A 24,840-nucleotide genomic window follows, 5' to 3' on the forward strand; every position below is an offset into this window, starting at 1 on the left:
GCTACCCAGGACTGAAGCGCGCTGACTAAAACAGAATCATGAAGATGTCGAGTCAGCGTAACCGTTGGGATTGTTTTCCTGCCACCGCCAGGTATCTGCCATCATTTTTTCGATACCGAACTCAGCAGTCCATCCCAGTACCTCTTTGGCGTATTCAGGGTCAGCATAGCAGCGGGCAATATCCCCGGCCCGACGCGGCCTGAACTCATAAGCCACCTTGCGACCACTCGCTTTTTCAAAGGCCTGCACCACCTCGAGTACACTATAACCCTTGCCAGTACCCAGATTGAAGGTATGCACACCATCATGATGCAGCAGGTAATCAAGTGCCTTCAGATGACCATTCGCCAGATCGGTGACATGAATGTAATCGCGAACGCCCGTACCATCTTCGGTATCATAATCATTGCCAAATACAGACAGCACCTCACGACGCCCGATCGCCACCTGGCTGACAAAAGGCACCAGGTTATTGGGAATTCCGTTAGGATCTTCACCGATCATGCCACTATCGTGTGCGCCAACCGGATTGAAATAGCGCAGTACGGAAATACGCCATTGCGGATCCGATACTGCAAGGTCTTGCAGGACTTCTTCTACCATCAGTTTCGAGCGACCGTAAGGATTGGTAGCCGAAGTGGGAAAGTCCTCGCGAATGGGAACGGATTGTGGATCGCCGTAGACGGTCGCCGAAGAACTGAAAACAATCTTCTTTACACCGGCACGGGACATTGCGCTACAAAGTACGAGGGTGCCATTGACGTTATTATCAAAGTAGGCAAGGGGCTTTTGTACGCTTTCACCGACGGCCTTGAGCCCGGCAAAGTGAATGACTGACTCGATATCATGCTGGCTGAAAATATCATCGAGCAGGGCAGCGTCCCGAATATCGCCCTCGACCCACTGAACTTCCCTGCCAGTTAGCGTGCCAACTCTTTCAAGAGATTGCTTATTGGCATTGCAGAAATTATCCAGTACCAGTACGTCCTGACCCGCTTCCAGCAGTGCCAGAACCGTATGTGAACCAATATACCCGGCACCTCCGGTTACAAGAATCATTTATCTCTCCCTGAACTCTTAATGAAAAAACAACTCAAGATGCTGCTCCAGATGGCTTATGCGCTTCTTTAATCGACGAAAGGGGCAAATACAATCGTCTTATACTCCATTATAAACATGAATAAAGACGAGAGTTTATGCCGATTTATCGGTAATTCTTGTGCTTTCTGCCTTTCTATTGTGATATTGAGAATGAACCATGCCTGATACGACAACGGATACCAATCAACCCTCTTCAGGCAAGGCACCCGTCATTGGCCTATGGCTGGGTGTATTGTGGATTTTAATGGTACTAATTGTTCCCTCGCCGCAGGGAATGTCCGAGAGCGCTTGGCACTGCATCGGACTGGCACTTCTGATGGCAACATGGTGGTCCACCGAGGCCATTCCGATACCGGCAACCTCGCTGCTTCCCATTATTTTAGCGCCCGCCATGGGGATAGGGAGCCTTAAAGAGGTAACTTCTGCCTATGCAGATCCCATCATTTATCTCTTTTTAGGTGGCTTTTTGCTGGGCCTTGCCATGCAGCGCTGGAACCTGCACCGTCGCATCGCATTGCGCATTCTGATTGTCGTAGGGTCTGATCCCAAAAAACAGATTGGCGGCTTCATGCTGGCAACGGGATTTATCAGCATGTGGGTATCCAATACGGCAACGGCCATCATGATGCTCCCCATTGGCACATCGGTCATTGCCCTGCTCTCCACCAGCAATGAAAGTGAAGTCCGACGCTATGCCACAACGCTGCTGCTGGCCATTGCCTATTCAGCCAGTATTGGTGGTGTGGCTACCCTGATAGGGACTCCTCCCAATGCTTTGCTCGCAGGATATCTATCCAATAATCAAGAGATTGATATCGGTTTTGCACAGTGGATGATCGTTGGACTGCCGGTATCAATTGCAATGATGGCCATCGCCTGGTGGTGGCTGACACGACAAGGCTTTGATCTTGGACAGGACAAGGCTGGCAACGATCTCTTGAAAGAAGAGCTCGACAAGCTTGGCAATATGAGCAGCGCTGAAAAGCGAGTCGGTATTGCGTTTCTAATAGCAGCTGCCGCCTGGATTCTGCGCCCTGTTCTAAACAATCTCGGCCTCGACTGGCTTAGCGATACCACCATTGCGATGGCAGTTGGCATTGGGCTTTTCCTGATCCCTTCAGGCAACAGCGACAAAGAAAAACTCATGGATTGGGAAAGTTCGGCTTCACTGCCCTGGGGGGTGTTGCTGCTGTTTGGTGGTGGGCTGGCGCTGGCAGGCATCATTCAAAGCTCTGGCCTTGCCGCCTGGATCGCCGAACAGCTTTCGCTCTTCTCCATTTTCCCTTTGATCGGTCTGATCGCCATCGTCGTGCTGGTCGTCATTTTCCTGACCGAGGTCACCTCCAACACTGCCACCGCTGCTGCCTTTTTACCCCTTTTAGGCGCGCTGGCCATCTCACTGGGGCTTTCGCCACTACTTATCACTGTACCCGCAGCCATTGCTGCAAGCTGTGCCTTCATGATGCCTGTCGCCACGCCACCCAACGCCATTGTATTTGCGACCGGTCAGATGAAAATTCAGTCCATGATTCGTGCCGGGCTGTTTCTCAATCTTGCCGGCACGGTCGTCATCACTCTGCTGGTCTACTTGCTGGTGTCTCTGCTCTGGTAAGCATTTATACCTGCAATCAAAAGGCCGTCTGCCAATGGCAGGCGGCCTTTTTTATGCTCATATCACTCAACTCATCACAGGGCACGTGAGCATTCGAATGTCGATGTCATGATGTTTGAATCCCCCAACGCCACACACTGATACGTTACCCCTCGCGTCACACAATCCTGCTGAATTTGTTCCGGACAGGAGTCGCTATTTTCGATGCGCCGTATCTGGTAGCGAATACAGGCAAACGCTGGGTATAGGGGCATTTATCGGGCGCACAAGTGAATGGCTGCCGGGCCGGTCGCCCGGCATCAATCTCAAGTGAAAAAAAGAAAGCCCTTGATGATGAGTGCATTGGCGATATCAATCAAAAAACCACCCACTACAGGCACAATAATGAATGCCAGCCGGGAGGGCCCGAACCGCTCGGTAACGGCCTGCATATTGGCGATGGCAGTAGGTGTCGCCCCCATGGCAAAACCACAATTACCCGCCACCAGTACAGCGGCATCATAACCGCCGCCCATGACTCTGAAGGTCACCTGCGTTGTATAGAAAAAGACCAGAGCGACCTGCACCATCAAAATGACCAGCATTGGGAGCGCAAGATTGGCAAGATCCCATAATTTCAGGTTCATCAACGCAAGCGCCAGAAATACGGAGAGCGCAACATTACCTACCGTATTATTGGCATCGTCGTTGACGTAATAAAGGTGACTGATGCGCAGGACATTGCCGATAATCACACACGAAAAAAGCACCCAGACAAATGTCGGCAGACTGAAAGGCGTATCTTCAAGCAGGCCGTGAAAAAATGTCCCGGCAACAACGCCTGCAAAGAGACAGCACAATACCCGAATCACGCTGCCAACATCGGTTCGCTCATTCCTGCCGGCAAGATCAGCAACATCGCTTTGCTCATCGCTTTGAATGCTCATACCCTTTTTTTGAGCACGCCGAATTAGGAACGATGCGGTCGGCCCACCAATCAGAGAGCCAAAGACCAGTCCAAACGTTGCCGCAGCCATGGCCAGCGCCATGGCACTGTCCACGCCATAGTTGTTGGTGAAGGTTTCAGCCCATGCCGCACCGGTGCCATGTCCGCCGGACATGGTAATTGACCCTCCCAGAAGCCCCATGACGGGCGACAACCCAAACAGGGTGGCAATCCCTACACCGACAATGTTTTGCAGTACGAGCAGCCCTACCACCAGTGCAAAAAAGATCAGTAGCCTTGATCCCCCTGCACGAATCAGACCAAAGTTGGCAGAGAGACCCACCGAGGCGAAAAAGACCAGCATGAAGGGTTCCTGAAGCCCACCGAAAAAAGTAATTTCGATCCCAAAGGCACGTAGTGCCGTGATGCAGAACGTGGCAAGAAGCCCGCCAACCACTGGCACCGGTATATTGAACTCACGCAGAAAGCGGATGTGCTTGACACACTGCTGGCCGAGCACCAGCACTACGATGGCGATAAAGAGCGTCGTTATGGGACCAGGCGTCATAACGGTTCCTGTAAGTTATTGATGTCATAGACTGTAACGCCCTAAAGGCAGCCCGGAGTATAAGTCATCCCCCCTTCCCGAACCCAATTTCATAAGCGCATTCTGCTGTTTCTCAACTTTTCCACCTGTTGAAACAGGTCTTTCATACGGCCGTTTTTTCAAAAAAGAGTCGATGACTCTTTCCCATCAGTCTCTTGTATTGTCGATAAAAAAAGGATCGCCGCATAAGCGGCGATCCTTTTTCAGGGTCTATCAGTTGTTGACGGTTTTAGAACGTTTCCCATTCATCGGTATCGCTGGTGGTGGCAGGCGCCTTGTAGCTCTGGCTTTTTACCGGCGCTGTCGGCCTGTTCGAGGCTCTGGGCGCCGTTGAAGGCACTTCACCCGCCCCGGCTGATTCATGACGCTTCGGCTTTTCCATCAAGCGGCTGGCCACCGGCGCCGAGGCGTATTGCCTTGCACCGCCATCCGCCACCCTGAAAAAGGCCACCTGCTCACGCAATACCCGAGCGCTCTGTTCCATGGAGCGGCTGGCTGCCGCGGCCTCTTCCACCAGCGCGGCGTTTTGCTGAGTCACGCTGTCCATCTGCGAGATGGCCTGATTGACCTGCTCGATACCCGTGGACTGCTCACGGCTGGCCGCGGCAATCTCGGCCACGATGTCGGTCATCTTGTTGATGCTTTCAACAATCCCGCCCAGCGTCTGACCCGAGCGACCCACCAGCTCGGCACCATTGGCCACCTTGGCCACGCTGTCATCGACCAGCGACTTGATCTCGCGAGCCGCCTCGGCACTGCGACTTGAAAGGGTACGTACTTCGCTGGCCACCACCGCAAAGCCACGGCCCTGCTCCCCGGCACGCGCCGCTTCAACCGCCGCATTGAGTGCCAGCAGGTTGGTCTGGAAGGCGATCGAATCGATCAGACCCACAATCTCGGCAATCTTCTGGCTCGAGGTGCTGATTTCATTCATGGCACGGGTGGTCTGATCCACCACGTCACTGCCTTCACGGGCCTGCTGACGCACATTCAATGCCAGCTGATTGGCCTGCGCGGCATTATCGGCGTTCTGCTTGACGGTCGAGGTCATCTCTTCCATCGATGCGGCCGTTTCCTCAAGGCTGGCCGCCTGCTCCTGGGTGCGACGCGACAGATCATCATTGCCCGAGGCAATCTGACTGGAGGCAGAACCGACAGACTCGGCGTTGACCCGGACATCGTTGACCACATGGGCCAGCTGTTTCTGCATGGCAGCGAGACTGTTCAACAGGCTGGCGAATTCGTCTCGGCCCTTCACTTCGATATGATTATTCAGATCGCCCTGGGCGATGGACTCGGACACTTCACTGGCCCGCTTGAGCGGTCCCATGATGCCGCGGATCAAAAGCCAGGCAATGCCACCCATGACCAGAAAAGCAACTCCCATGACCGTTAGGATGGCAAAAAGAGATACTTCCGAGCTTTTACTACTGGTGGCATAGGCGCCTTCTGCCTCTTTTACATTGATACTCAAAGCACTACTTACACCGTTGGCTGCCGTTTGGAACGTATCGCGAAATTGGGTCATATCCTCTGCAGAGGGAAAAGCACCACTCGCCATATTGCGCAGGAATCGATCATAATTTTGCCAGTAAGCTGCCAATGCTGGCGTTGTATTGGCCTCAAGGGCCTGCTCTTCCGAAGAGTCAAGGAACCTGGACGTATAGCTTTGCCAAAGCTGGTTGACCTTGTCGCGATGTTCATTGCCATAGCTTGATAGCAACTGCCGGGCCGTTTCGGGATTCTCATCAATCTGCACACGCATGAAATCGACGCGCGAGTCGTAAAGCGCCCCCCTCACATCAACCAGTACCTGCATGGGTACAACGTTTGTGCCATAAACCGACTCAAGATTCCGGTCCGATGACTGCATTCCAAGGATGCCGGCAACGCCAATGACCAGCATGATGAATGCTGTCATAACAACGTTGCCGATCAATTTGTATCTGACGCTACGATTCAGGCCCAGCATGATAGGATTCTCCAGAGAAGTGAAAAGGTGCGTTAGGTTCTGTCGTTCCTATCGACCTTATTCATCGCCCTCTTGATAAGCTTCCTTAATATTAAAATTAATTCAAACGATGGACCTGATAGTTTTATCCCTATCAAGGCAGGGGAATCGATGCTGTCGTTGTCGATGACTCAATGTGTCATGCCATGCTCTCGGGCCTGCATGGCTGGGCAACGCCACCATCATGCCTTCTTCATCCACGACAAAAAGATGGACACCATGAAATGAGCAGTCTTAACGCACTAAGGGGCATGACCCTGCATTTTAATGATGATCCAGGGACGAGCGATGAGCCTCGAGAAGGCAGTGTGGAATTTCATCAGGATGGGCTAATCCTGATTCAGGAAGGACGCATACTGCAAAGCGGCCCAGCGCAGGTGCTACTGGAAAATCTGCCGGAAGGCACCCCCATCGAACACTGGCCGGATCAACTGATCATGCCGGGCTTTATCGATCCGCATCTTCACTACAGTCAGCTCGATATCATAGCTTCCTACGGTCGTCAGCTGCTCGACTGGCTCAACACCTACACCTTTCCGGAAGAATGTCGTTTCGTTGATCGGGCCTATGCTGACGAGATTGCCAACGCCTTTCTTGAGCAGCTGCTGGCCAATGGTGTCACCACTGCGCTGGCCTTTTGCACCAGCCACCCCGCCTCTGTCGATGCCCTTTTCAGCGCCGCTTTCGAGCGAAACATGCGCATGCTGGGCGGTAAGGTGATGATGGACCGCAACGCCCCGGCGGCGCTGTGTGATACGCCCGAGACCGGCATCCGTGATAGCCGCCAGCTAATTGAGCAATGGCACAACCGTGGCCGGCTCGAGTACGCGATCACCCCTCGTTTTGCACCCACATCAACGCCGCAACAGCTGGCCGCCACCGGTGAGCTTTTGAGTGACTATCCCGGCATGGTGATGCAGACCCACCTGTCCGAAAACCGGCAGGAAGTTGAATGGGTCAAATCTCTTTTCTCGGAAGCACGCGACTACCTGGACGTCTATTCACGCTATCAGCTGGTGCGTCCAAGGGCGATTTTCGCCCACGGCATTTATATAGATGATGATGTTCGACAACGGCTCGCCGATGATGGAGGGGCCATCGCCTTTTGCCCGAGTTCGAACCTGTTTCTGGGCAGTGGGCTTTTCGATTGGCGCCAAGCACGTGAGCAGGAAGTGCGCGTTGGCATTGCCAGTGATATTGGCGCCGGCACCAGCTTCAGCCCCTTTCAGACCCTTCAGGATGCCTACAAGGTCGGTCAGCTATCAGGCCAACCCCTGACACCATGGCAGGCCTTTTATGCCCATACGCTGGGTAACGCCCGTGTGCTCGACATCGATCACCACATCGGTAGTCTGACTGCCGGCATGGAAGCGGACATCACCGTCATCAACCCACGCGCGACACCCATGCTGACCCGCAAGGATCGACACGACCCCACCCTTATGGAAAAGCTTTTCAACCTGATGATCCTTGGTGATGAACGCTGCATCAGTGCCACCTACGTCATGGGCAAAAAGCTTTATGATGCCGCCTCCCACTGACCCCTGGCGGTCGCAATGGTCGCCCTCTCTTTCATCACCAGCGCTTGAGCGCCATGAATGATCCCGCGGAACACATTGAATGCATGACAATGAGTTGATATTTCGACACGGTGATCGGCCACCGTTCCATACGTCGTTTCTGGTCGCCTTTCAGCATGTACTGGCCTGTTTTGTCGCCATTATTGCGCCCACCATCATCGTTACCGGTGCACTGGGCCTACAAAGTGAAGCGCCCTATCTGATCAGTCTGGCACTGCTGGTCTCCGGCATCAGTACACTGATTCAGACTCAGCGTCTTGGGCCTCTGGGATCAGGCCTTCTGTGCGTACAGGGCACCAGCTTTTCCTTTGTGGCACCCCTCATTTCAGCCGGCCTGATTGCCCGTGAGCACGGCGCCTCCGATCATGAAGTGCTGGGCGTACTGTTTGGCATCTGCATGGCCGGTAGTCTGATCGAGATGGCACTGGGCAGCGTGCTGCATCATTTAAAGCGCATCATTACCCCTACAGTCACCGGTGTGGTGGTCACCCTGATCGGCCTGAGTCTGGTCAGCGTTGGCGTCACCGACATCGCCGGCGGGCATGGCGCCGAAAATCCAGGTGACCCTCTCAATCTGCTGTTGGCAGTGATCGTGATAGGCGTAGTACTGACCTGTCAGCTCAGCCGCCACCCCATGCTGCGGGTAGGGTCCGTCTTTGTTGGCCTTTTGGCCGGCTGTATTGCGGCAGCACTGATGGGTCGTCTGGATCTGAGCGGCGTGGCACAGGCACCACTGTTCCAGTTTCCGCAGCCCCTGCGCTACGGGTTGGGCTTTGATGTAGCAGCCTTTATTCCGGTCGCCTTCATCTTTGCCATCACGGCCATCGAAACCGTGGGGGATCTGACCGGCTCGTCACGTGCTTCGCACTTACCCACCAGCGGCCCGGAATATCAAAAGCGTATCCGCGGAGGCGTTCTGGGTGACAGTTTCAACTCCCTGCTCGCCGGCATCCTTAACACCTTCCCCAATACCACCTTCAGCCAGAATACGGGCATCATTCATCTGACCGGAGTCGCCAGCCGTCATATCGGCCTGTTTGTCGGCGGTATTTTGATTGTTCTGGGGTTAATACCCGCCATGGGCGCCATGCTACAGTCCATTCCACAGCCCGTTCTGGGTGCGGCGACGACATTAATGTTCGGCTTGATTGCCGTTTCCGGTATCCGAATGCTTGCCGAGCAGCGCATGACCCGCAAACGGGTCATGATCATTGCGCTGTCTCTTGGAGCCGGGCTGGGCGTCGAACTGGTGCCGCAGGTGCTTTCAGGACTGCCGGAACTGGTGCAAAGTGTTCTCTCTTCCTCGATTACGACAGGCGGGCTGCTGGCCATCCTCATGCATCTGATTCTGCCCGAGCATCAGGTGACGGAAGAGAACGCGATGTCTGACGCTGCCAGACAGACGGCCGATACTCCTTAAATTACTCTTCAGGCACCTTCAGCGTCTGCCGGATGACCGGTGATCGTGACAGCCTCGGCTGTCACGATGAACATTGTATCCCCAGGGGCTGACCAGCAGGACGATGGTTTCTTTTGCGCCACGTGATAGCGTGAGTTCGACCGGTATTCGATCAAACAGCGGGCACTCCACGCCCTGGCTCAGAAAATAGTCACGTACGTGATAGATAAGACGATAGTGTCCCCCACTACCATCCTGAAGCAGCGTATCTTCAAGCTCTCCCCGAGCATTGGTATGAAGCGTCAGAATGGGTTCGTCATCTCCGTTAATTTCAAGCGACACCACCATCCCTTCTACTGCAACCCCATTGTGTTGATCGAGTACTCGCGTCGTCAGCGTGGCCATGCCCGTCTCCCGAAAACCGATCTACCTACCCATATACCCATAAAGCGCCTTGAGGCCGTTCAAAAAGCGATAACGCATCACCGGTCAAAGGCGTTGTCAGCAGTTTGATGATACTGCGAGACGAGAGACCTGCAGGCCATCACTTTCGTCCAGGGCACATTGGTGCCAACAACGGCACAAAAAAAGCCGCACCCGTAGGTGCGGCCTTCGTGGAACAACCATATCGCCTAGCTGCGATGATCGTCATCGGAAGCAGAGGTTGAGCGTCCGGTAGAAGCTTCAACCGTATTGCCCTGCTCTTCTTTTTGCTGTTGACCGATACCAAGCTTGCGGCTGGCCCACTGTGATGCCTGCATGATAAACACATAGGTTGCCGGCACGAACAGGCTGGCAAGAATCGTAATGGTGATCATGCCACCCACTACAGGCGTACCAATGTGATGTCGGCTTGCCTCACTGGCACCGCTGGCCAGCGCCAGTGGCAGCGTACCACCAATGAAGGCAAGCGATGTCATGACGATTGGACGGAAACGCTGCTGCGCTGCGTGCGTGGCGGCCTCCACGATCGAGAGCCCCTCACGAGTGCGCTGCTGCTGCGCAAATTCCACGATCAAGATCGCATTCTTGGCGGCAAGTCCCACCACGACCAGAAGGCCGACCTGCAGATAGACGCTGGTATCAAAATGGCGCAACCAGACAGCCAGTACCGACCCCAAAAAGGCAAAGGGTACGGCAGCGATGACCGCCAACGGCAATGTCCAGCTTTCATACTGTGCCGCCAGAATGAGAAAGACCATGATGATACCGAAAACAATGGCAATCGTGGCCGCGTCGCCGGCGTTCTCCTGCTGATAGGCCTCACCCGTCCAGCCCATGGAGTACTCGCTTCCCAGCTCCTCCTGCACGATACGCTTCACGACATCCATCGCCTGGCCGTTACTATAACCGGGGGCTGCAGCGATCTGGAACTTGGCTGCCGGATAGACATTATAGCGATCCAGCGTCGTCGGCGCCTGTTGACGGGTCATGGTCACCAGTGTGGAAAGCGGGACACGCTGCCCATCGCCACCACGAACATAGACCTTGTTCAGATCTTCCGGTGATTTGCGGAACTCATCTTCCGACTGCAGATAGACCTGGAAGTTACGGCTCTGACGTGTGAAATAGTTCACGAAAGAGGTACCGAAGGTACTGGATAGCGTGGTGTTGAGATCGCTCAGGTTAACACCAAGGCTTTGAGCCTTTTGTCGATCCACCTCGATATGATAGGTCGGCACCGAGGTATTGAGCGTACTGAACGCCTGTGCAATGGCTGGATCCTTGTTGGCCGCCTGCATGATCTTGAGCGTTGCCTTGTAAAGCTCCTGAGGCCCGGCGCCCCCCAGAGACTGCAAATAGCCAGTCAGCCCCCCGGTAGGTGACAGCCCAATGATGGGCGGCAGATTGAACGCCATTGCCTTGCCGCCCGGGATGCTGGCGCCCTTTTGCATGACCGTCCCGATCAGCTGATCGGCAGTCACATCACGCTGCGACCAGGGCTTCATGGAGATGAACATGGTGCCCTTGGCGGTATTGGCCGCCCCTGAGACCAGATCGTATCCGGGTATCGATGTGACATAATCGACGGCATCAATGCCTTCAAGCTGCTTTGAAAGCTTCTGCATATATTCATCGGTGCGCTCGACGGACGATCCATCCGGCAAGGACACCGCTGAAATCACGATGCCCTGATCGGTCGTCGGAATCAGGCCCTGAGGCAGCTGGGAATAGAGCCACCAGGAGAGCACACCACAACCGATAAACAATGCCAGTGTGATGATGACGTGGCGGATCAGAAAGCCGACACAGGCCAGAAAGACATTGGTGACCTTGTTAAAGCCCTTGTTAAACCAGACAAAGGGCTTTTTGATCGCACGTAGCCAGCCGGGTTCGTTGCCATCCTTGTGGCGCTTGATAAAGATGGCACTGATGGCCGGAGTAAACGACAGTGCGACCAGCGCTGAAATCCCGACGGAAATCGCGATGGTAAGTGCAAACTGGCGATACATCTGGCCGGTCATGCCGGAGATAAATGCTACTGGTATGAACACCGCCGCCATGATGAACGAGGTCGCCAGGACCGGGCCGGTCACCTCTTTCATTGCCTTGAAGGCTGCATTCAACGGTGTGATATCTGGCTCTTCTTCGAGTATGCGCTCAATGTTTTCGATGACCACGATCGCATCGTCCACCACGATCCCTATCGCCAGAATCATCCCGAACAGCGACAGCAGATTGATCGAGAAGTCCAGCAGATACATCCCACCAAAGGTTCCGACCACCGAGATGGGTACCACGGACATCGCCACCAGTGTTGAGCGCCAGTTTTGCAAAAACACAAAGACAATGATGGCCACCAGTATCAGTGCTTCGATAAAGGTATGCGTTACCGACTCAATGGAGGCATCAATGAAAAGCGTCGTGTCGTAGGGAATGACGTAATCAAGCCCTGCCGGGAAACGCGTTTTCATGTCAGCAAGCGTGGCCTTGACCTCTTCAGCAACATCCAGCGCGTTGGCGCCCGGCTGCTGATAGATCGCAATGGGGGCAATGGGGGCGCCATTGACACGCCCGATGACACCATAACTTGAAGACCCCAGCTCGACCCGAGCAACGTCGCTGAGTTTCAGAGAAGAGCCATCTTCATTGGTACGCAGGATAATGTTGCGAAATTGCTCGGCAGATTCCAGGCGGCCCTGGGTGGTCACCGTATAGGTATAGGCACCCGGGTTACGCTGAGGTGCACCGTTGAGCTTACCAGCGGAAACCACCGTATTTTGTGACCGGATAGCAGAAGAGACTTCTGCAGGCGTCAGGTCGTATTGGGCCAGCTTGTCCGGATTGATCCAGATCCGCATCGCGAAGTTCTGATTACCCAGCACTTCTGCATTACCCACACCCGGCAGGCGTCTGATTTCATCAAGAATGTTGATGTTGGCGTAGTTGTTCAGAAACAGGCGATCGTATTCGTCATTCGGCGAATACAACGCCAGAAACAGAAGAATACTGCTGGACTGCTGCTCAACCGTCACCCCCTGAGTCTGCACCTCACTGGGCAGCTGTGAGAGCGCGCGCTGAACACGATTATTGACGTCGATAGTGGCCTGATCAGGATTGGTTCCAATCCTGAAATAGACCTGCATGCTCATCTGTCCACTGTCGGCACTGGTGGACGTGATGTAGATCATGTTCTGGACGCCGTTGATCTCCTCGGTAAGCGTGGAGGCCACCGTATCCGACAGCGTCTGAGCATCAGCACCGGGAAAGCTTGCGCTGACGGAAACGCTGGGCGGTACAACCTGCGGATACTGCTCGACCGCCAACCCTCTGACCGACATGAACCCGATCAACGTAATAATGATCGAGATAACGGTCGCAAAGATTGGCCGATTGATGAAAAAGCTCGATATATTCATCGACTCGGCTTACCCCTGGTTGTTGCTGCGCTCGTCAGCAGTGGTCTGTTGAGATTCACCGCTGACGCTGGTGCCCTGACCCGGAGTCTTGCTGGCACCGTTTGCATCCATGCCGGAGGGATCTCCCGGGTTTACATCAGCATTGCCATCAAAGGGCTGCGGATCGACTTGATCACCGGCAGAGAGGCTGCCAATGGCGCTGACCACGACCCGCTCACCAGACTTGAGCCCTTCAGAAACGATCACCCAGCCACGTGACTGTTCACCCATGGTGATAAAGCGACTCTGAACCTTGTTGTCATCGTCAAGCACATAGACCTGCGGCCCCTTGAGACCTTCCGTAACGGCCACTTCCGGTACGGCCAGCACATGAAAGCGCATCAGATTTTCAAGCTGGACTCGTACAAACTGACCCGGCAGGAAAAGCCCCTGCGGGTTGGCAAAGATGGCTCTGGCCTGAACGGTACTGGTGGATTCATCCACGCGAGACCCTAAAAAGTCCAGATCTCCCTTGAGGGTGGTATCGGTAGTGCCACTGTCACCAGCATAGGGAAAATCAAGTGCCACATTGACGCCCGGCGCGTTTTCCATCTGGCGCTGACGACGCAGGGCAAAGGCATCTTCCTGAGGCAGTGAGAAGCGCACCTCAAGCGGGTCTACGGGCGTGATCTCGGCAAGCTCGGTCTGTACCGGTACATAGTTGCCGACATTGACTTCATTGAGACTGACCTGGCCACCGACCGGGGCGGTGACATCGGTATAGTTCAGATCGATCTGCGCACTATCAAGGGCAGCCTTTGCCTGAGCGACAGCGGCTTTGGTCGTTTCACGCCTGTTGAGCGCCTGGTCTCGCTGCTGCTGACTGATCGAGCCATTCTGATAGAGTCGCTGATAGCGCACATAATCACGCTGAGCTTCATTGTAGTTGGCTCGGGCACTTTGCAGGTCCGCTCGGGATTGCTCAACGGCGGCCTTGTAAGGGGCCTTTTCAATGGTAAATAAAGGATCGCCCTTCTCAACGATATCACCAGCCTTATAGTGCTGGGATTCGAGGTAGCCATCTACACGCGCCACGATATCGACGGACTGGTCGCTGCGTACCATGGCAGGATAGGTCTTGTTCATTTCAAGATCGAAGGGGCTCAGTGTCTGCACCTGCGCCTCTCTGGGTGGCTTTTCCTGTTGCTGGCCGCTGCTCTGGTTTTCTTCACTTCCACCACATGCTGTGAGCAGCAAGGAAAAGACACCCACCAGCCCCCATCCCTGAATCCTTCTGGCAAGGTTCTGATTCATTTAGCAATTTCCGTCTTTATATGGTTGTCAGCGCGCATTTCTACCAAGGCATGCTCAATACAGGCGCCGCTGGATCAAGGAGAATGAAAGCCAGTTTAGATGCATTCCTGTATGTATGTAAATTCACGTTGAGACACATTGTGCCCTGCCGACGCCCAACCTGCGTGAAGAGCACCCCTGCTCTAGTGGAAATGATCACTTCTTCGACGCTTGCTGGCCACATTAAACGGCCGCGCTTATAGAAAGTAGCCTTGTTATCCTGTTTCGTTCGATGTCAGCTCGAAAATAATGCAATGAAAAAACCCCGCCTGAGCGGGGTTTTCAAGTGTCATGCCAAATCAATAGTGTCAGTCGAGCGGCACACGCAGCTCAAGACTCTTCATGCCGGCATCACGCATGCCTTCATGATAAATCACGCGAGAGTGATCAACACGAATCTGTTCATTGTGTTCCTGCGCCCAGCGAATCGCCATGTGCTTGAAACACTGCTCACGGTCCTTTTCACTGCCGAGTGTCGCACTCATCGAACGACCGGCGGGAACAGTTACCCAGCGAAGCGGAAGCGGCGGATTCCATGTGGCCCGCTTTGTCATGCGATAGCCCACATCCTTGCGCATACGGTGCGCCGGTGTGATGTTCGGATCATCGTAATAGAAGCAGACAGATTCAACGATGGATTCCTTGGCGTGCTGAGGGCACATGGCCAGCAGCATCTGGCGCAGGCTCTCTTCGCTGTTCTTGTCTACGCCAAAGGAGCGCATGACCAGAAAATGCTCTTCATCATGCTCGATCACATTGACCGGTGTGGCGTCATCACGCACCAGGCCGTTGGTGGCAATTTCCATGCGCATGCTTTCACGGTAACCACGGGGCGAACTGCCAAAGTGGCGACGGAAAACACGGCTAAAGGCGGCGTGATCCTGATAACCACATTCCAGTGCGACTTCCATGATCGACTTGCGGGTATAAATCAGCAGCATGGCCGCCCGGTCAAGACGAATGGCTGCATGATAATCAGTGGGCGTTACGCCAAAGGATTGCTTGAATTTACGCCTCAGATGCGAGCAGGACAGACCAACCTGCTGGGCAACCAGCGTCATGGGCATCAAGATATTGGTGTGCTCGTGAAGAATGACTTCAGTCGCGGCAACGTCAAATTCTCTGCTATCCATCATCATATCCATTCCCTCGGCAATAACGCTTGATATATGGCACGACGCATCTGTGCGTCAGAATCATCAAACTGGAAAGCGAAGCGCTTGCGGCAACAGGGCCTTTTTTGCGGCATCGATTTCTTCAGTTCAGTAATCTTTTTTCAGGGAGGCGCAAATATTGTCTCGAGCTCGGTGCTGCATAACCTGCTGTCTGCGTGACGACAATATTTCAGTGCTGACTCGCTGAAAGTTGTACGCAGAATAAGGGAAGGGTTGATCAAGTAAAGTATGAAACTGTCAAAGATTATTAAAATCGCGCTTTGATACATTAACTGTGCAGTTAAAAGCTAAACTCTCAAGAACCAGTAAATATAATAAAAAAAATATTTAACTATTAATTTAATAATACCGAAAAATGAAATTAGCATTAGATTTCTAATACAGATGCGCAAATAGGCCCTGTTTGACCAACCTTTTTCAGCACCCGCCCACCGAAGAGATCAAGACTGGACAGCCATAGGAATGACAATAGTGTGAATCAAAAAAGGCATATCAATGACATACCCATCCTTTGATCATACGCACTTTCGAAAGCTGCAAGCCCTTGATTGCAATGAAATGTTTCCTTAGGTAACAGCTTGCGCAGACCCAATTTTCCTTATTCACGATGGCAATGGGATGTGAAAAACATCAATTTTTTTGATAACCAAACCTACCCGTTTCGCGACACTTTTTTGCCACCATATCTTTCCGCCTGGTTTTCCTCAGGCAATTCCAAAAACAAAAAAGGCGCCTTTAAAGGCGCCTGAACACATATGGTTGACTTGACAGAATCAAAAACCATCAATCATCGCTGGATACCAATGCAGCCCGAAGTCTGGCTACTGCCTGCCCATGAAGCTGACATACACGTGATTCACTAACGCCCATGACCGCTCCGATTTCCTTGAGATTCAGCTCTTCCTGATAGTAAAGCGCCATCATCAGCTTTTCCCGCTCGGGCAGAGCCTCGATCGCCGCCATCAGTTCATGGCGCTCAGCGCCTGCAATCCATACATCATGGGGATCAAGCGAGGATTCGACATCTTCAGATAGACGTGAGGCTTCCGCTTCATCAGAGCTTGCATCCTCATAGGTCATCAAGAAGCCATTATTGGTATCGCTTAGTACCTGCTGATACTCACGCAGTTCGATACCCAGCTCGGAGGCGACCTCACGCTCGGTGGGCGCCCGCCCATCTCTCTGCTCAAGCTTCCAGATGGCCCGATCAATATCCCGCGCACTGCGCCTGACGCTGCGCGGCAGCCAGTCGCGGGATCGAAGCTCATCAATCATCGCACCACGAACCCGCTGTGAGGCATAGGTCGAGAAGGCTGCCCCCTGATCGGCATCAAAGCGCTTGAAGGCGTCCAGAAGCCCCAGCATACCTGCCTGTATCAGATCATCCAGCTCCACACTGGCCGGCAGACGAACCTGCATCGAAAGTGCCTGACGTCGAACCAGTGGCATATAGTCGTCCAGCAGCTGCTTCTGATCGATCCTGCCTTGAGCCGTATACATGCCCATATCCTGAAATCCGTTTGATGAGGGGGCACACGATGCGCCCAGCCTGTCTTGTGAACACATTATTGACAGGACAAGGTAAAAACGATCGGGAAAAGAGCCATAAAAAGTACGGCTTTCTTTAGGGATTGGCGTTATGGCGCCACTACCGTGACAGCGTTCAGGGCATGTTTTCAGCCAGCCCGATGCCCTTCTACGCTGAAACAAACCTATCAACACAGTTAGAAATTCACGCCCATCAAGGGCGCCATTCGTCCACTTCATCATAAAAAACCTCGAGACCAACAATAAATCTCGATTTAAATAACTATTAACGATCAACCATATAGCGCCATATTCAGAACCTTAAAACTGTTTTACTCAAAATAAAAGCGTCGAGCACTAAAGCGATTTTTCTCTGCGTCGTTAATGAGCCTGCAAGCACGATGAACGGCTCAAGACAGCGTGCAGGGACAAGTGGCTCATCGTAGTAATCACCTCACCGTAAAGAAGGAAAACCTTCTCGAGCAGCTAAAGAAAGTATCACGCAGTACCGATAACTGAAGCACGCGGCAAATACCGCAGGAAAGATGGGTAGCTCAGGACTTGAACCACTTCCGCAGGAAGAGAAAAAAGCCTCCTGAAGCGCCTAAAGAAACGAACACGCAGTACCGATAATGCAAGCAGGCGGCAGATGCCGCGACATACGGCTCAAAGAGTCGCTTCCTTTTAAAGACATATAGGAAATCGCACACATGGCAATGGTCATCAACACAAATGCTCTGTCGCTCAACGCCCAGAACAACCTGAACAAGTCCCAGCAGTCCCTGAACACCGCTATCGAGCGCCTGTCTTCAGGTTCGCGCATCAACAGTGCCAAGGACGATGCCGCAGGTCTGGCCATCTCCAATCGCATGAACGCCCAGGTCACCGGCCTGAACCAGGCCAACCGCAACGCCAACGACGGTATCTCCGTTGCGCAGACCGCTGAAGGCGCGCTGAGTCAGGTGACCGACAACCTGCAGCGTATTCGTGAGCTGACCGTCCAGTCCCAGAACGAAGTACTGAGTGACAGCGACCGCGGCTCCCTTCAAAAGGAGATCGGCCAGCGTCTGGAAGAAATTCAGCGTATTTCCGAGCAGACCCAGTTCAACGGCAAGAACCTGCTCGACGGTAGCAATAACACCATGAAGATTCAGGTCGGTGCCAACGACGGTCAGACCATCGACCTGAACATGGTCAGCGTTTCTACCGGTGCTACTGGTCTTAACGTTGACAAATTTAATGTCGACGGCTTTGCAGCTACTCCAACAGCTCCTACAACAGTAAAAGCCGGCAATGGTAGCGACATTACGATTGGCACTACTGCAAGCACTACAGAGGCCGACCCAAGTTTTGCCAAGAAAGATACAAACGAAACTACTGTCGACCTGACCGGCGCAACTCTTGTAAAAGATGGGGACAACTATTACGCCCAAGTCGGCACTGGTCCTACTGCAAAGTTCTACGCTGCTGACGTAAAAGCAACCGAAGGTAATGGTGTCGCTAGTGATCCCAATGAAAATGCTTCCATAAGTGTTACTGTTGATACCAACAGGGAAATTACACAAATTACTGCTGATCCGTTGGCCACCATTGACAAGGCACTGGCCTCTATCGACGATGCTCGCAGCACACTGGGTGCGCAGCAGAACCGTCTGCAGTCGACCATCGAAGGCAACTCGACTACGTCGACCAACCTGTCTGCCGCCATGTCACAGATCAAGGACGCCGACTACGCGACCGAAGTCTCCAACATGTCCAAGGCCCAGATCCTGCAGCAGGCCGGTACGTCGGTGCTGGCACAGGCCAACCAGACCACTCAGGGCGTTATGTCCCTGCTGCGTTAATCGCAGATCGGTTGAAGGCATCAGAGTCAACAGCATCAGGGGCGCCTTCGGGCGCCCTTTCTTGTGTTCTGCCTGGTCTCAGCAAGGATTGGTGCTGACAGCGTGACTTTCCCCTTCCCTCTTTTTACGACCTGCTTATTGCCGGCAAGCATCGTGATCCATCCGCTTTTCAAGCAATATCAGCAAAACCTTTCGTTGGAACTAAAGCATTCCCGCCTGATGCCGTTAATCAATTTGCAGGCACGATGAACGGCTCAAGGCAGCGTGCAGGGCAGGTGGCCCAAAGCGGTAACCACCTCACCGGAAAGAAGAAAAGCATCCCGAGCAGCTAAAGAAACGAATACGCAGTACCGATAATGCAAGCAGGCGGCAGATGCCGCGACATACGGCTCACAGAGTCGCTTCCTTTTGGAAAGAACATAGGAAATCGCAATCATGGCAATGGTCATCAATACAAATGCTCTGTCGCTCAACGCCCAGAACAACCTGAACAAGTCCCAGCAGTCCCTGAACACCGCCATTGAGCGTCTGTCTTCAGGCTCGCGCATCAACAGCGCCAAGGACGATGCCGCAGGTCTGGCCATCTCCAATCGCATGAATGCCCAGGTCACCGGTCTGAACCAGGCCAACCGCAATGCCAATGACGGTATCTCCGTTGCGCAGACCGCTGAAGGCGCGCTGTCTCAGGTCACCGACAACCTGCAGCGTATCCGCGAACTGACCGTCCAGTCCCAGAACGAAGTGCTGGGTGACAGCGACAAGGCTTCTCTTCAGAAAGAAATCGGCCAGCGTCTGGAAGAAATTCAGCGTATTTCCGAGCAGACCCAGTTCAACGGCAAGAACCTGCTCGACGGCAGCAATAACACCATGAAAATCCAGGTGGGCGCCAACGACGGTCAGACCATCGATCTGAACATGGTCAGCGTTTCTACCGGTGCTACTGGATTGAATGTTGCAGATTTCAATGTTTCTGGAGCAGCTAAGGTAGATACTTCAGGCCTTAACACCGGTTCAGGCCTAGCTGCCGACGAATCCTTTGTGTCTTATAAGGATTCCAGCGGCGATACAAAATATGCTATCAAGACAGAAGGCACCGGTGGTGCAGCAGCTACCTATACTGATGCAACTGTCGTGTTTGGCACTGATGCTGACGGCAATGCAGTAGCCACCGTTACGGATACCGGTACACCCAATGCCACCGTGCCATCCAGCGCCAAGGCAACTGACATTGCGGTAGATTCGACCAAGATCACTGCTGATCCGCTGGCCACCATCGACAAGGCACTGGCCTCCATCGATGACGCTCGCAGCACACTGGGTGCGCAGCAGAACCGTCTGCAGTCGACCATCGAAGGCAACTCGACCACTTCTACCAACCTGTCTGCTGCCATGTCGCAGATCAAGGACGCTGACTACGCGACCGAAGTCTCCAACATGTCCAAGGCACAGATCCTGCAGCAGGCCGGTACCTCTGTACTGGCCCAGGCCAACCAGACCACTCAGGGCGTCATGTCCCTGCTGCGTTAATCGCATAACGGTTGAAAGCAACAGCGTTAAAAATATCAGGGGCGCCTTTGGGCGCCCTTTTCGATAGAAAATTTAAAGAAATTAGACATCATGCACACAAAGAAAAACTCAGAGCATATCGAGCAATTTATGGGTGAAGCCGCATCCGACACTCCTGAGTTCGAGCCGGAAGAACAGCATGCAGAGAATTTTTCTGACGAGAAATTTTGGGACAAGGCCACACGCTACGCCAAAAAAGCAGGTGAAAAAGCGTTATCCCCTGCTCTAAAAATGTATTACGCGGCTCAGGATGCAGATACTCCTCTGTGGGCGAAAACGACCATGTATAGCGCTCTGGGGTACTTCATTTTACCGGTTGATGCTATTCCTGATATTACCCCACTTGCTGGGTACAGCGATGATATCGGTATTATGGCAGGTGCCATCGGTGTTGTTGCCGCTCACATCAAGGATGAACATACAGAGAAAGCGATTGCGACTCTGAAAAACTGGTTTAAATGACTCCAATAAAAATCATGGGTGCCTTCGGCGCCCTTTTTTGTGCCTGCTACAAGCGCCCTTCTCTTTTCAATTTTCAGATGCTGAACAGGCTTGGCTCAGTGTCTTCAATGCCTAAACCTCAGCGAACTTTGGCCGTTAACGCCGTTATCCGACTGCTCGCCTCTCAAGGATCAGCATGATCACGGTTTCTTCTACGTCGTCTCGTCTGGCCACCAACTCGCTAGACAAGACCCAGCGCTCTCTAAATCAGGCCATCCAGCGGTTATCCAGCGGCCAGCGTGTCAATTCCGCACGTGATGATGCCGCAGGGCTTGCGATTGGCAATCGGATGGAGGCTCAGGTCCGCGGTACAGAGCAGGCGCGTCGCAACACCAATGATGGCGTCTCCATGGCCCTGACGGCTGAAGGTGCGCTCTCTCAGGTCAATGATCGCTTGCAGCGTATTCGCGAACTCACCGTACAGGGACTTAATGGTGCGCTTACGCTGGTCGATCAGGACACCATCCAGCAGGAAATCAACCTCAATTTAAAAGAGATTGATCGGTTCAACACCCAGGCGCAGTTTAACGGCATCAATCTACTCGATGGCTCGGCCGGCATGGTCAGCGTACAGGTAGGCGCCAATGACGGAGAGACCCTGGGGGTGGATCTCAACCGCCCCGGCTTCAGCGTTGATGAACTTGGTTTAACTGATTTCACCGTCGCCGGCATCAGCGGCGTGGTGACCGATATCAATATCGTTACAGGCCGTGCGCAGGATATTGCCGTCAGTAGCAGTGACTTTATTTTGCCAGCTGGTTATAGCAATCCAACACTGATGCAGGCCGCTCCCGCATCAGCCGGTTACCCCGCCAACTGGTATACACGTGCAGAAGATGGTGACGGCAATACCGCTTATTTTGCTTCCAGTGTTACGGCATCACACGATACTGCGACCGACACCAGCCAGGTCCGTATTGATGTGGGTCAACAGCTCTATGCGCCAGTGACACGCTATCAGGACTATCAGATCGAAGACGTGGACAGCGTTTTTCGTGATCGTCAAGGCAATACATTTGGGGGTGAAAGTCAGCTGGTCGCTACGGGCAGTCATTATTTCATTAAAAATGGCAGTGGCACTGAGGCTGGCTATTATCCGGCCAGCGTAACCACCCGACCGGCCGCCATCAATGCACAGCTAAAAAGCAATGACGCCATATGGCCGCCGTCACCGACCACAACCATCAATGGTGTGGCGTTCAAAAATGACGATGTCGATTATTTCGACAGTTCAGGGCAACCCGTCAACGGTGCGACCCTGAGCCGGGTAGGCGATGACTATTATCTAACAAGCACTACTGGCGAGTTCTACTCAGCAACTGTCGAAAACACGTCTGATGGCTATATCGTCAGGGCCAGCTCGGATCAACCCGCTTCAGCGCCACCAACCCAGCCGGTCACCGAGATTGATGGCCAGCCGATCGATAATGCACAGCATCGCTACCTTGATGCCGATGGCAATACGACATCCTTCAAGAATGCCACGCTGACACAGTCCAGCGATGGTCAGTACTACCTTGAGCAGTCGGGACGCTATTATGTGGTCGAGCCCGCGAGTGTCACTGCCAGCCGGCCTCAGGTCATTGCCAATGCCACCGCGGACACACCCATTGTTTCCCCGGAAAAAGCCATTACGACCGAGCGCACGAGGGTAGATGGCACCTCTACCATTACGCTCGACCCGCGTAATGTAACGGCAAACTATACCGACCGGGACGGCCAGCGTATTGAAGATGCGCTGCGCATGGATGAAGACGGCCAGTATTTTTTACGCGCCTCCGATAGTGACGATGGGACCACCGGATATCGCTCTGCAACACTGGTGAATACTCAGGAGATGGGCACACTGCTCAAGACACGCACTGGCAGTGGTGATCTGATCATTTATTATCGGATGAGCCTGCAGGCCAACACGGATGTTCCCAACACACACAGTACTGTCGAGCTAACAGAGATTAACCCTGAAATTCGTCTTAGAACACCGGATGATCCGCTCGCCGCCCTAGACCGGGCCATTGCTCGCGTCGATGACAAGCGCAGTATGCTGGGGGCTACTCAGAATCGAATGAGCGCCATTATTGAACAGCAGGGAAATACCGTCAGCGCATTGAGTGACGCTCGATCCCGCATCATGGACGCTGATTACGCAGTGGAAGTCTCCAACATGAGCCGAGCTCAGATCACCCGGCAAGCAGGCACGGCAGTGCTGGCTCAGGCCAATCAACGTCTGGACAGCGTTCTGGCACTGCTGCGTTAAGTATTGAGAAGTCAGGTCACTATAGTGACTACCTCAAATACCTGCCTTTCAAGCCTTGAAACTGCCACGTCAGTGATGCACGTCCACTATCAGACCAATTTGTTACAAAATGTTAAAGCAAAAATTGGTCTACGCCGTTAATACGCCATGAGCACTGTTGGCTCTGTCAGCCAATAACACCAAGGCAGCTTTTCCCGAGACGAAAAGAGCACGGATACCATGACAGTGGTTACCGTCGCAGGTCACTGCGTCAAACATCCTGTACCGCAGCCAATAACGCTACATCGCTACGGTAAATATGCCGATGCGCCGGGTCGTCATTGATGACAGATAAACGACCGACGTATCGGCAGGAGTGGGTCCATTCCCATGCTTGATCTGGCAACGCTTAATTTCTCGAGTACCGTCAGTCGGGGCGCCTTTATGGCAGTCTTTGCGATACTGGTACTGCGCGAGCACGACAAGGCCTACCTTCGCCATTGGCTGGGGGCGGCTCTGGCATCGCTGCTGGGTGCCATGGTGCTCACCCATGAGCCCACCAATCTGACATTGCCGATATTGCCCAGCATGCAGATATTTTTCCTCTATATGCTCAGCATGGCATTGTCATGGAGTGGATTAAAACGATTTTACGGCCTTGATCTACGTTTTTGGCCTATTGTGGCCATGGTTTTACTAACCATATCGCCCGCGCTGGCGTGTTTGCTGGTGTACAGCCATGGGCTTTCATCCAACATCGTGCTGACCATCTATTTTTTGTGTGCAACGACAGCCTCGGGCGTGATCGTATTCGAGATCCTCATGGCAAGGCGTGAGGATCTCTGGTCCCAGATTGTGGTCGCCGTAGCCTTTTCCAGCTACGCCCTGAGTTTTCTTCTGGGCGCCTGTCTGCTGGTCTTTACTCAAATGCAGCCCTCGATGGAGACAGCCCGTATCTCGGTGATCATTGATCAGATCAACATTACGCTGGTGTATGTCGGCTATATCGCCATGAGTGGTGAGCGCGCCAATTTAAAGCTGAGACGTCAGGCCGATACCGACCCCTTGACCGGGCTTTTTAACCGGCGAGGCATTCAACGCATACTTCATGACTCACGCTATTTCGGCAGTCAGGATAAAACAACCAGCATCGTGATTGGCGATCTTGACCATTTCAAAACGGTCAATGACACCCTGGGGCATGAAGGGGGTGATGTGGTATTGACCACCTTTGCCGGATGTCTGAAATCCGTTTTACGCAGGAGTGATCTGGCCGTACGCTGGGGCGGTGAAGAATTCTTGATGGTGCTGGCCAATACCGACCTGGATGAGGCTAAAAAATTTGCCGAGCGGTTGAGAGAAATGACCGAACGCCACGACTTTCAGATTTGTGGCGATCAAATTTCAGTGACCATCAGTATCGGTATTGCTGAAGTGAATCCAGAAAGCGAATCCATTAACGAGACCATTCAGCGAGCTGACAAGGCGCTCTATCGTGCCAAGCGAGAGGGGCGCAATCGAGTCTGCTATTAATAAAAGACCTGCAGGGCGTTATTGGCGCACT

General features: G+C 53.3%; 16 protein-coding genes. 8 read left to right on the forward strand and 8 right to left on the reverse strand.

Annotated elements, in window-relative coordinates:
• Positions 1-36: 36 nt before the first annotated feature.
• Positions 37-1,059: a UDP-glucose 4-epimerase GalE gene (galE, locus tag B9G99_RS15140; RefSeq protein ID WP_086622916.1), complete on the reverse strand. Its 1,023-nt coding sequence runs from the start codon at positions 1,057-1,059 to the stop codon at positions 37-39.
• Between the two features lie 199 nt (positions 1,060-1,258).
• Between galE and B9G99_RS15145 the strand changes: the two genes are divergently transcribed.
• The gene (locus B9G99_RS15145; protein WP_086622917.1) at positions 1,259-2,713 is read left to right on the forward strand and encodes an SLC13 family permease; all 1,455 of its coding nucleotides are present in this window, start codon (positions 1,259-1,261) and stop codon (positions 2,711-2,713) included.
• Positions 2,714-3,018: 305 nt separating this feature from the next.
• On the opposite strand, the gene gltS is transcribed toward B9G99_RS15145, so the two are convergent.
• Complete coding sequence (gene gltS / locus B9G99_RS15150) at positions 3,019-4,206, reverse strand: sodium/glutamate symporter (RefSeq protein WP_086622918.1); 1,188 nt, start codon at positions 4,204-4,206, stop codon at positions 3,019-3,021.
• 268 nt (positions 4,207-4,474) lie between these two features.
• Positions 4,475-6,217, reverse strand: a complete 1,743-nt coding sequence (locus B9G99_RS17225) for a methyl-accepting chemotaxis protein (protein WP_086622919.1) — start codon at positions 6,215-6,217, stop codon at positions 4,475-4,477.
• Positions 6,218-6,480: 263 nt separating this feature from the next.
• On the opposite strand from B9G99_RS17225, the gene guaD reads away from it, so the two are divergent.
• Positions 6,481-7,797 carry a guanine deaminase gene (guaD, locus tag B9G99_RS15160; protein WP_086622920.1) on the forward strand — a complete coding sequence of 439 codons (1,317 nt, stop codon included), beginning with the start codon at positions 6,481-6,483 and terminating at the stop codon, positions 7,795-7,797.
• A 79-nt stretch (positions 7,798-7,876) separates the two neighbouring features.
• A complete protein-coding gene (locus B9G99_RS15165; RefSeq protein WP_086622921.1) occupies positions 7,877-9,256 on the forward strand; it encodes a uracil-xanthine permease family protein in 1,380 nt (459 codons plus the stop codon).
• A gap of 18 nt (positions 9,257-9,274) precedes the next feature.
• Here B9G99_RS15165 and B9G99_RS15170 read toward each other — a convergent pair whose 3' ends face one another.
• From B9G99_RS15170 to B9G99_RS15190, 5 genes are all read right to left on the reverse strand, one after another.
• Positions 9,275-9,640, reverse strand: a complete 366-nt coding sequence (locus tag B9G99_RS15170) for a hydroxyisourate hydrolase (RefSeq protein WP_086622922.1) — start codon at positions 9,638-9,640, stop codon at positions 9,275-9,277.
• 227 nt (positions 9,641-9,867) lie between these two features.
• Positions 9,868-13,095 carry an efflux RND transporter permease subunit gene (locus B9G99_RS15175; protein WP_086622923.1) on the reverse strand — a complete coding sequence of 1,076 codons (3,228 nt, stop codon included), beginning with the start codon at positions 13,093-13,095 and terminating at the stop codon, positions 9,868-9,870.
• 9 nt (positions 13,096-13,104) lie between these two features.
• Positions 13,105-14,388 carry an efflux RND transporter periplasmic adaptor subunit gene (locus tag B9G99_RS15180; RefSeq protein WP_086622924.1) on the reverse strand — a complete coding sequence of 428 codons (1,284 nt, stop codon included), beginning with the start codon at positions 14,386-14,388 and terminating at the stop codon, positions 13,105-13,107.
• Positions 14,389-14,735: 347 nt separating this feature from the next.
• Positions 14,736-15,566: an AraC family transcriptional regulator gene (locus tag B9G99_RS15185; protein ID WP_158521523.1), complete on the reverse strand. Its 831-nt coding sequence runs from the start codon at positions 15,564-15,566 to the stop codon at positions 14,736-14,738.
• A gap of 819 nt (positions 15,567-16,385) precedes the next feature.
• Positions 16,386-17,102, reverse strand: coding sequence for an RNA polymerase sigma factor FliA (locus B9G99_RS15190; RefSeq protein WP_086622926.1), 717 nt, complete (start codon positions 17,100-17,102; stop codon positions 16,386-16,388).
• Between the two features lie 737 nt (positions 17,103-17,839).
• On the opposite strand from B9G99_RS15190, the gene B9G99_RS15195 reads away from it, so the two are divergent.
• The 5 genes from B9G99_RS15195 to B9G99_RS15215 all read left to right on the forward strand — a co-directional run bounded on the left by B9G99_RS15195 (position 17,840) and on the right by B9G99_RS15215 (position 24,809).
• Entirely contained in the window at positions 17,840-18,973 is a 1,134-nt protein-coding gene (locus B9G99_RS15195; protein ID WP_086622927.1) for a FliC/FljB family flagellin, read from the forward strand.
• A 435-nt stretch (positions 18,974-19,408) separates the two neighbouring features.
• On the forward strand, positions 19,409-20,500 hold the full coding sequence (locus tag B9G99_RS15200) for a FliC/FljB family flagellin (protein ID WP_086622928.1): 1,092 nt from the start codon (positions 19,409-19,411) through the stop codon (positions 20,498-20,500).
• 90 nt (positions 20,501-20,590) lie between these two features.
• Positions 20,591-21,001, forward strand: a complete 411-nt coding sequence (locus B9G99_RS15205; protein WP_227875843.1) for a YkvA family protein — start codon at positions 20,591-20,593, stop codon at positions 20,999-21,001.
• Between the two features lie 175 nt (positions 21,002-21,176).
• Positions 21,177-23,297, forward strand: a complete 2,121-nt coding sequence (locus B9G99_RS15210; protein WP_086622929.1) for a flagellin N-terminal helical domain-containing protein — start codon at positions 21,177-21,179, stop codon at positions 23,295-23,297.
• Positions 23,298-23,666: 369 nt separating this feature from the next.
• Positions 23,667-24,809: a GGDEF domain-containing protein gene (locus tag B9G99_RS15215; RefSeq protein WP_086622930.1), complete on the forward strand. Its 1,143-nt coding sequence runs from the start codon at positions 23,667-23,669 to the stop codon at positions 24,807-24,809.
• Positions 24,810-24,840: the final 31 nt, after the last annotated feature.

The organism is Kushneria konosiri (genome assembly GCF_002155145.1).
In the GTDB taxonomy this organism is placed as follows: domain Bacteria; phylum Pseudomonadota; class Gammaproteobacteria; order Pseudomonadales; family Halomonadaceae; genus Kushneria; species Kushneria konosiri.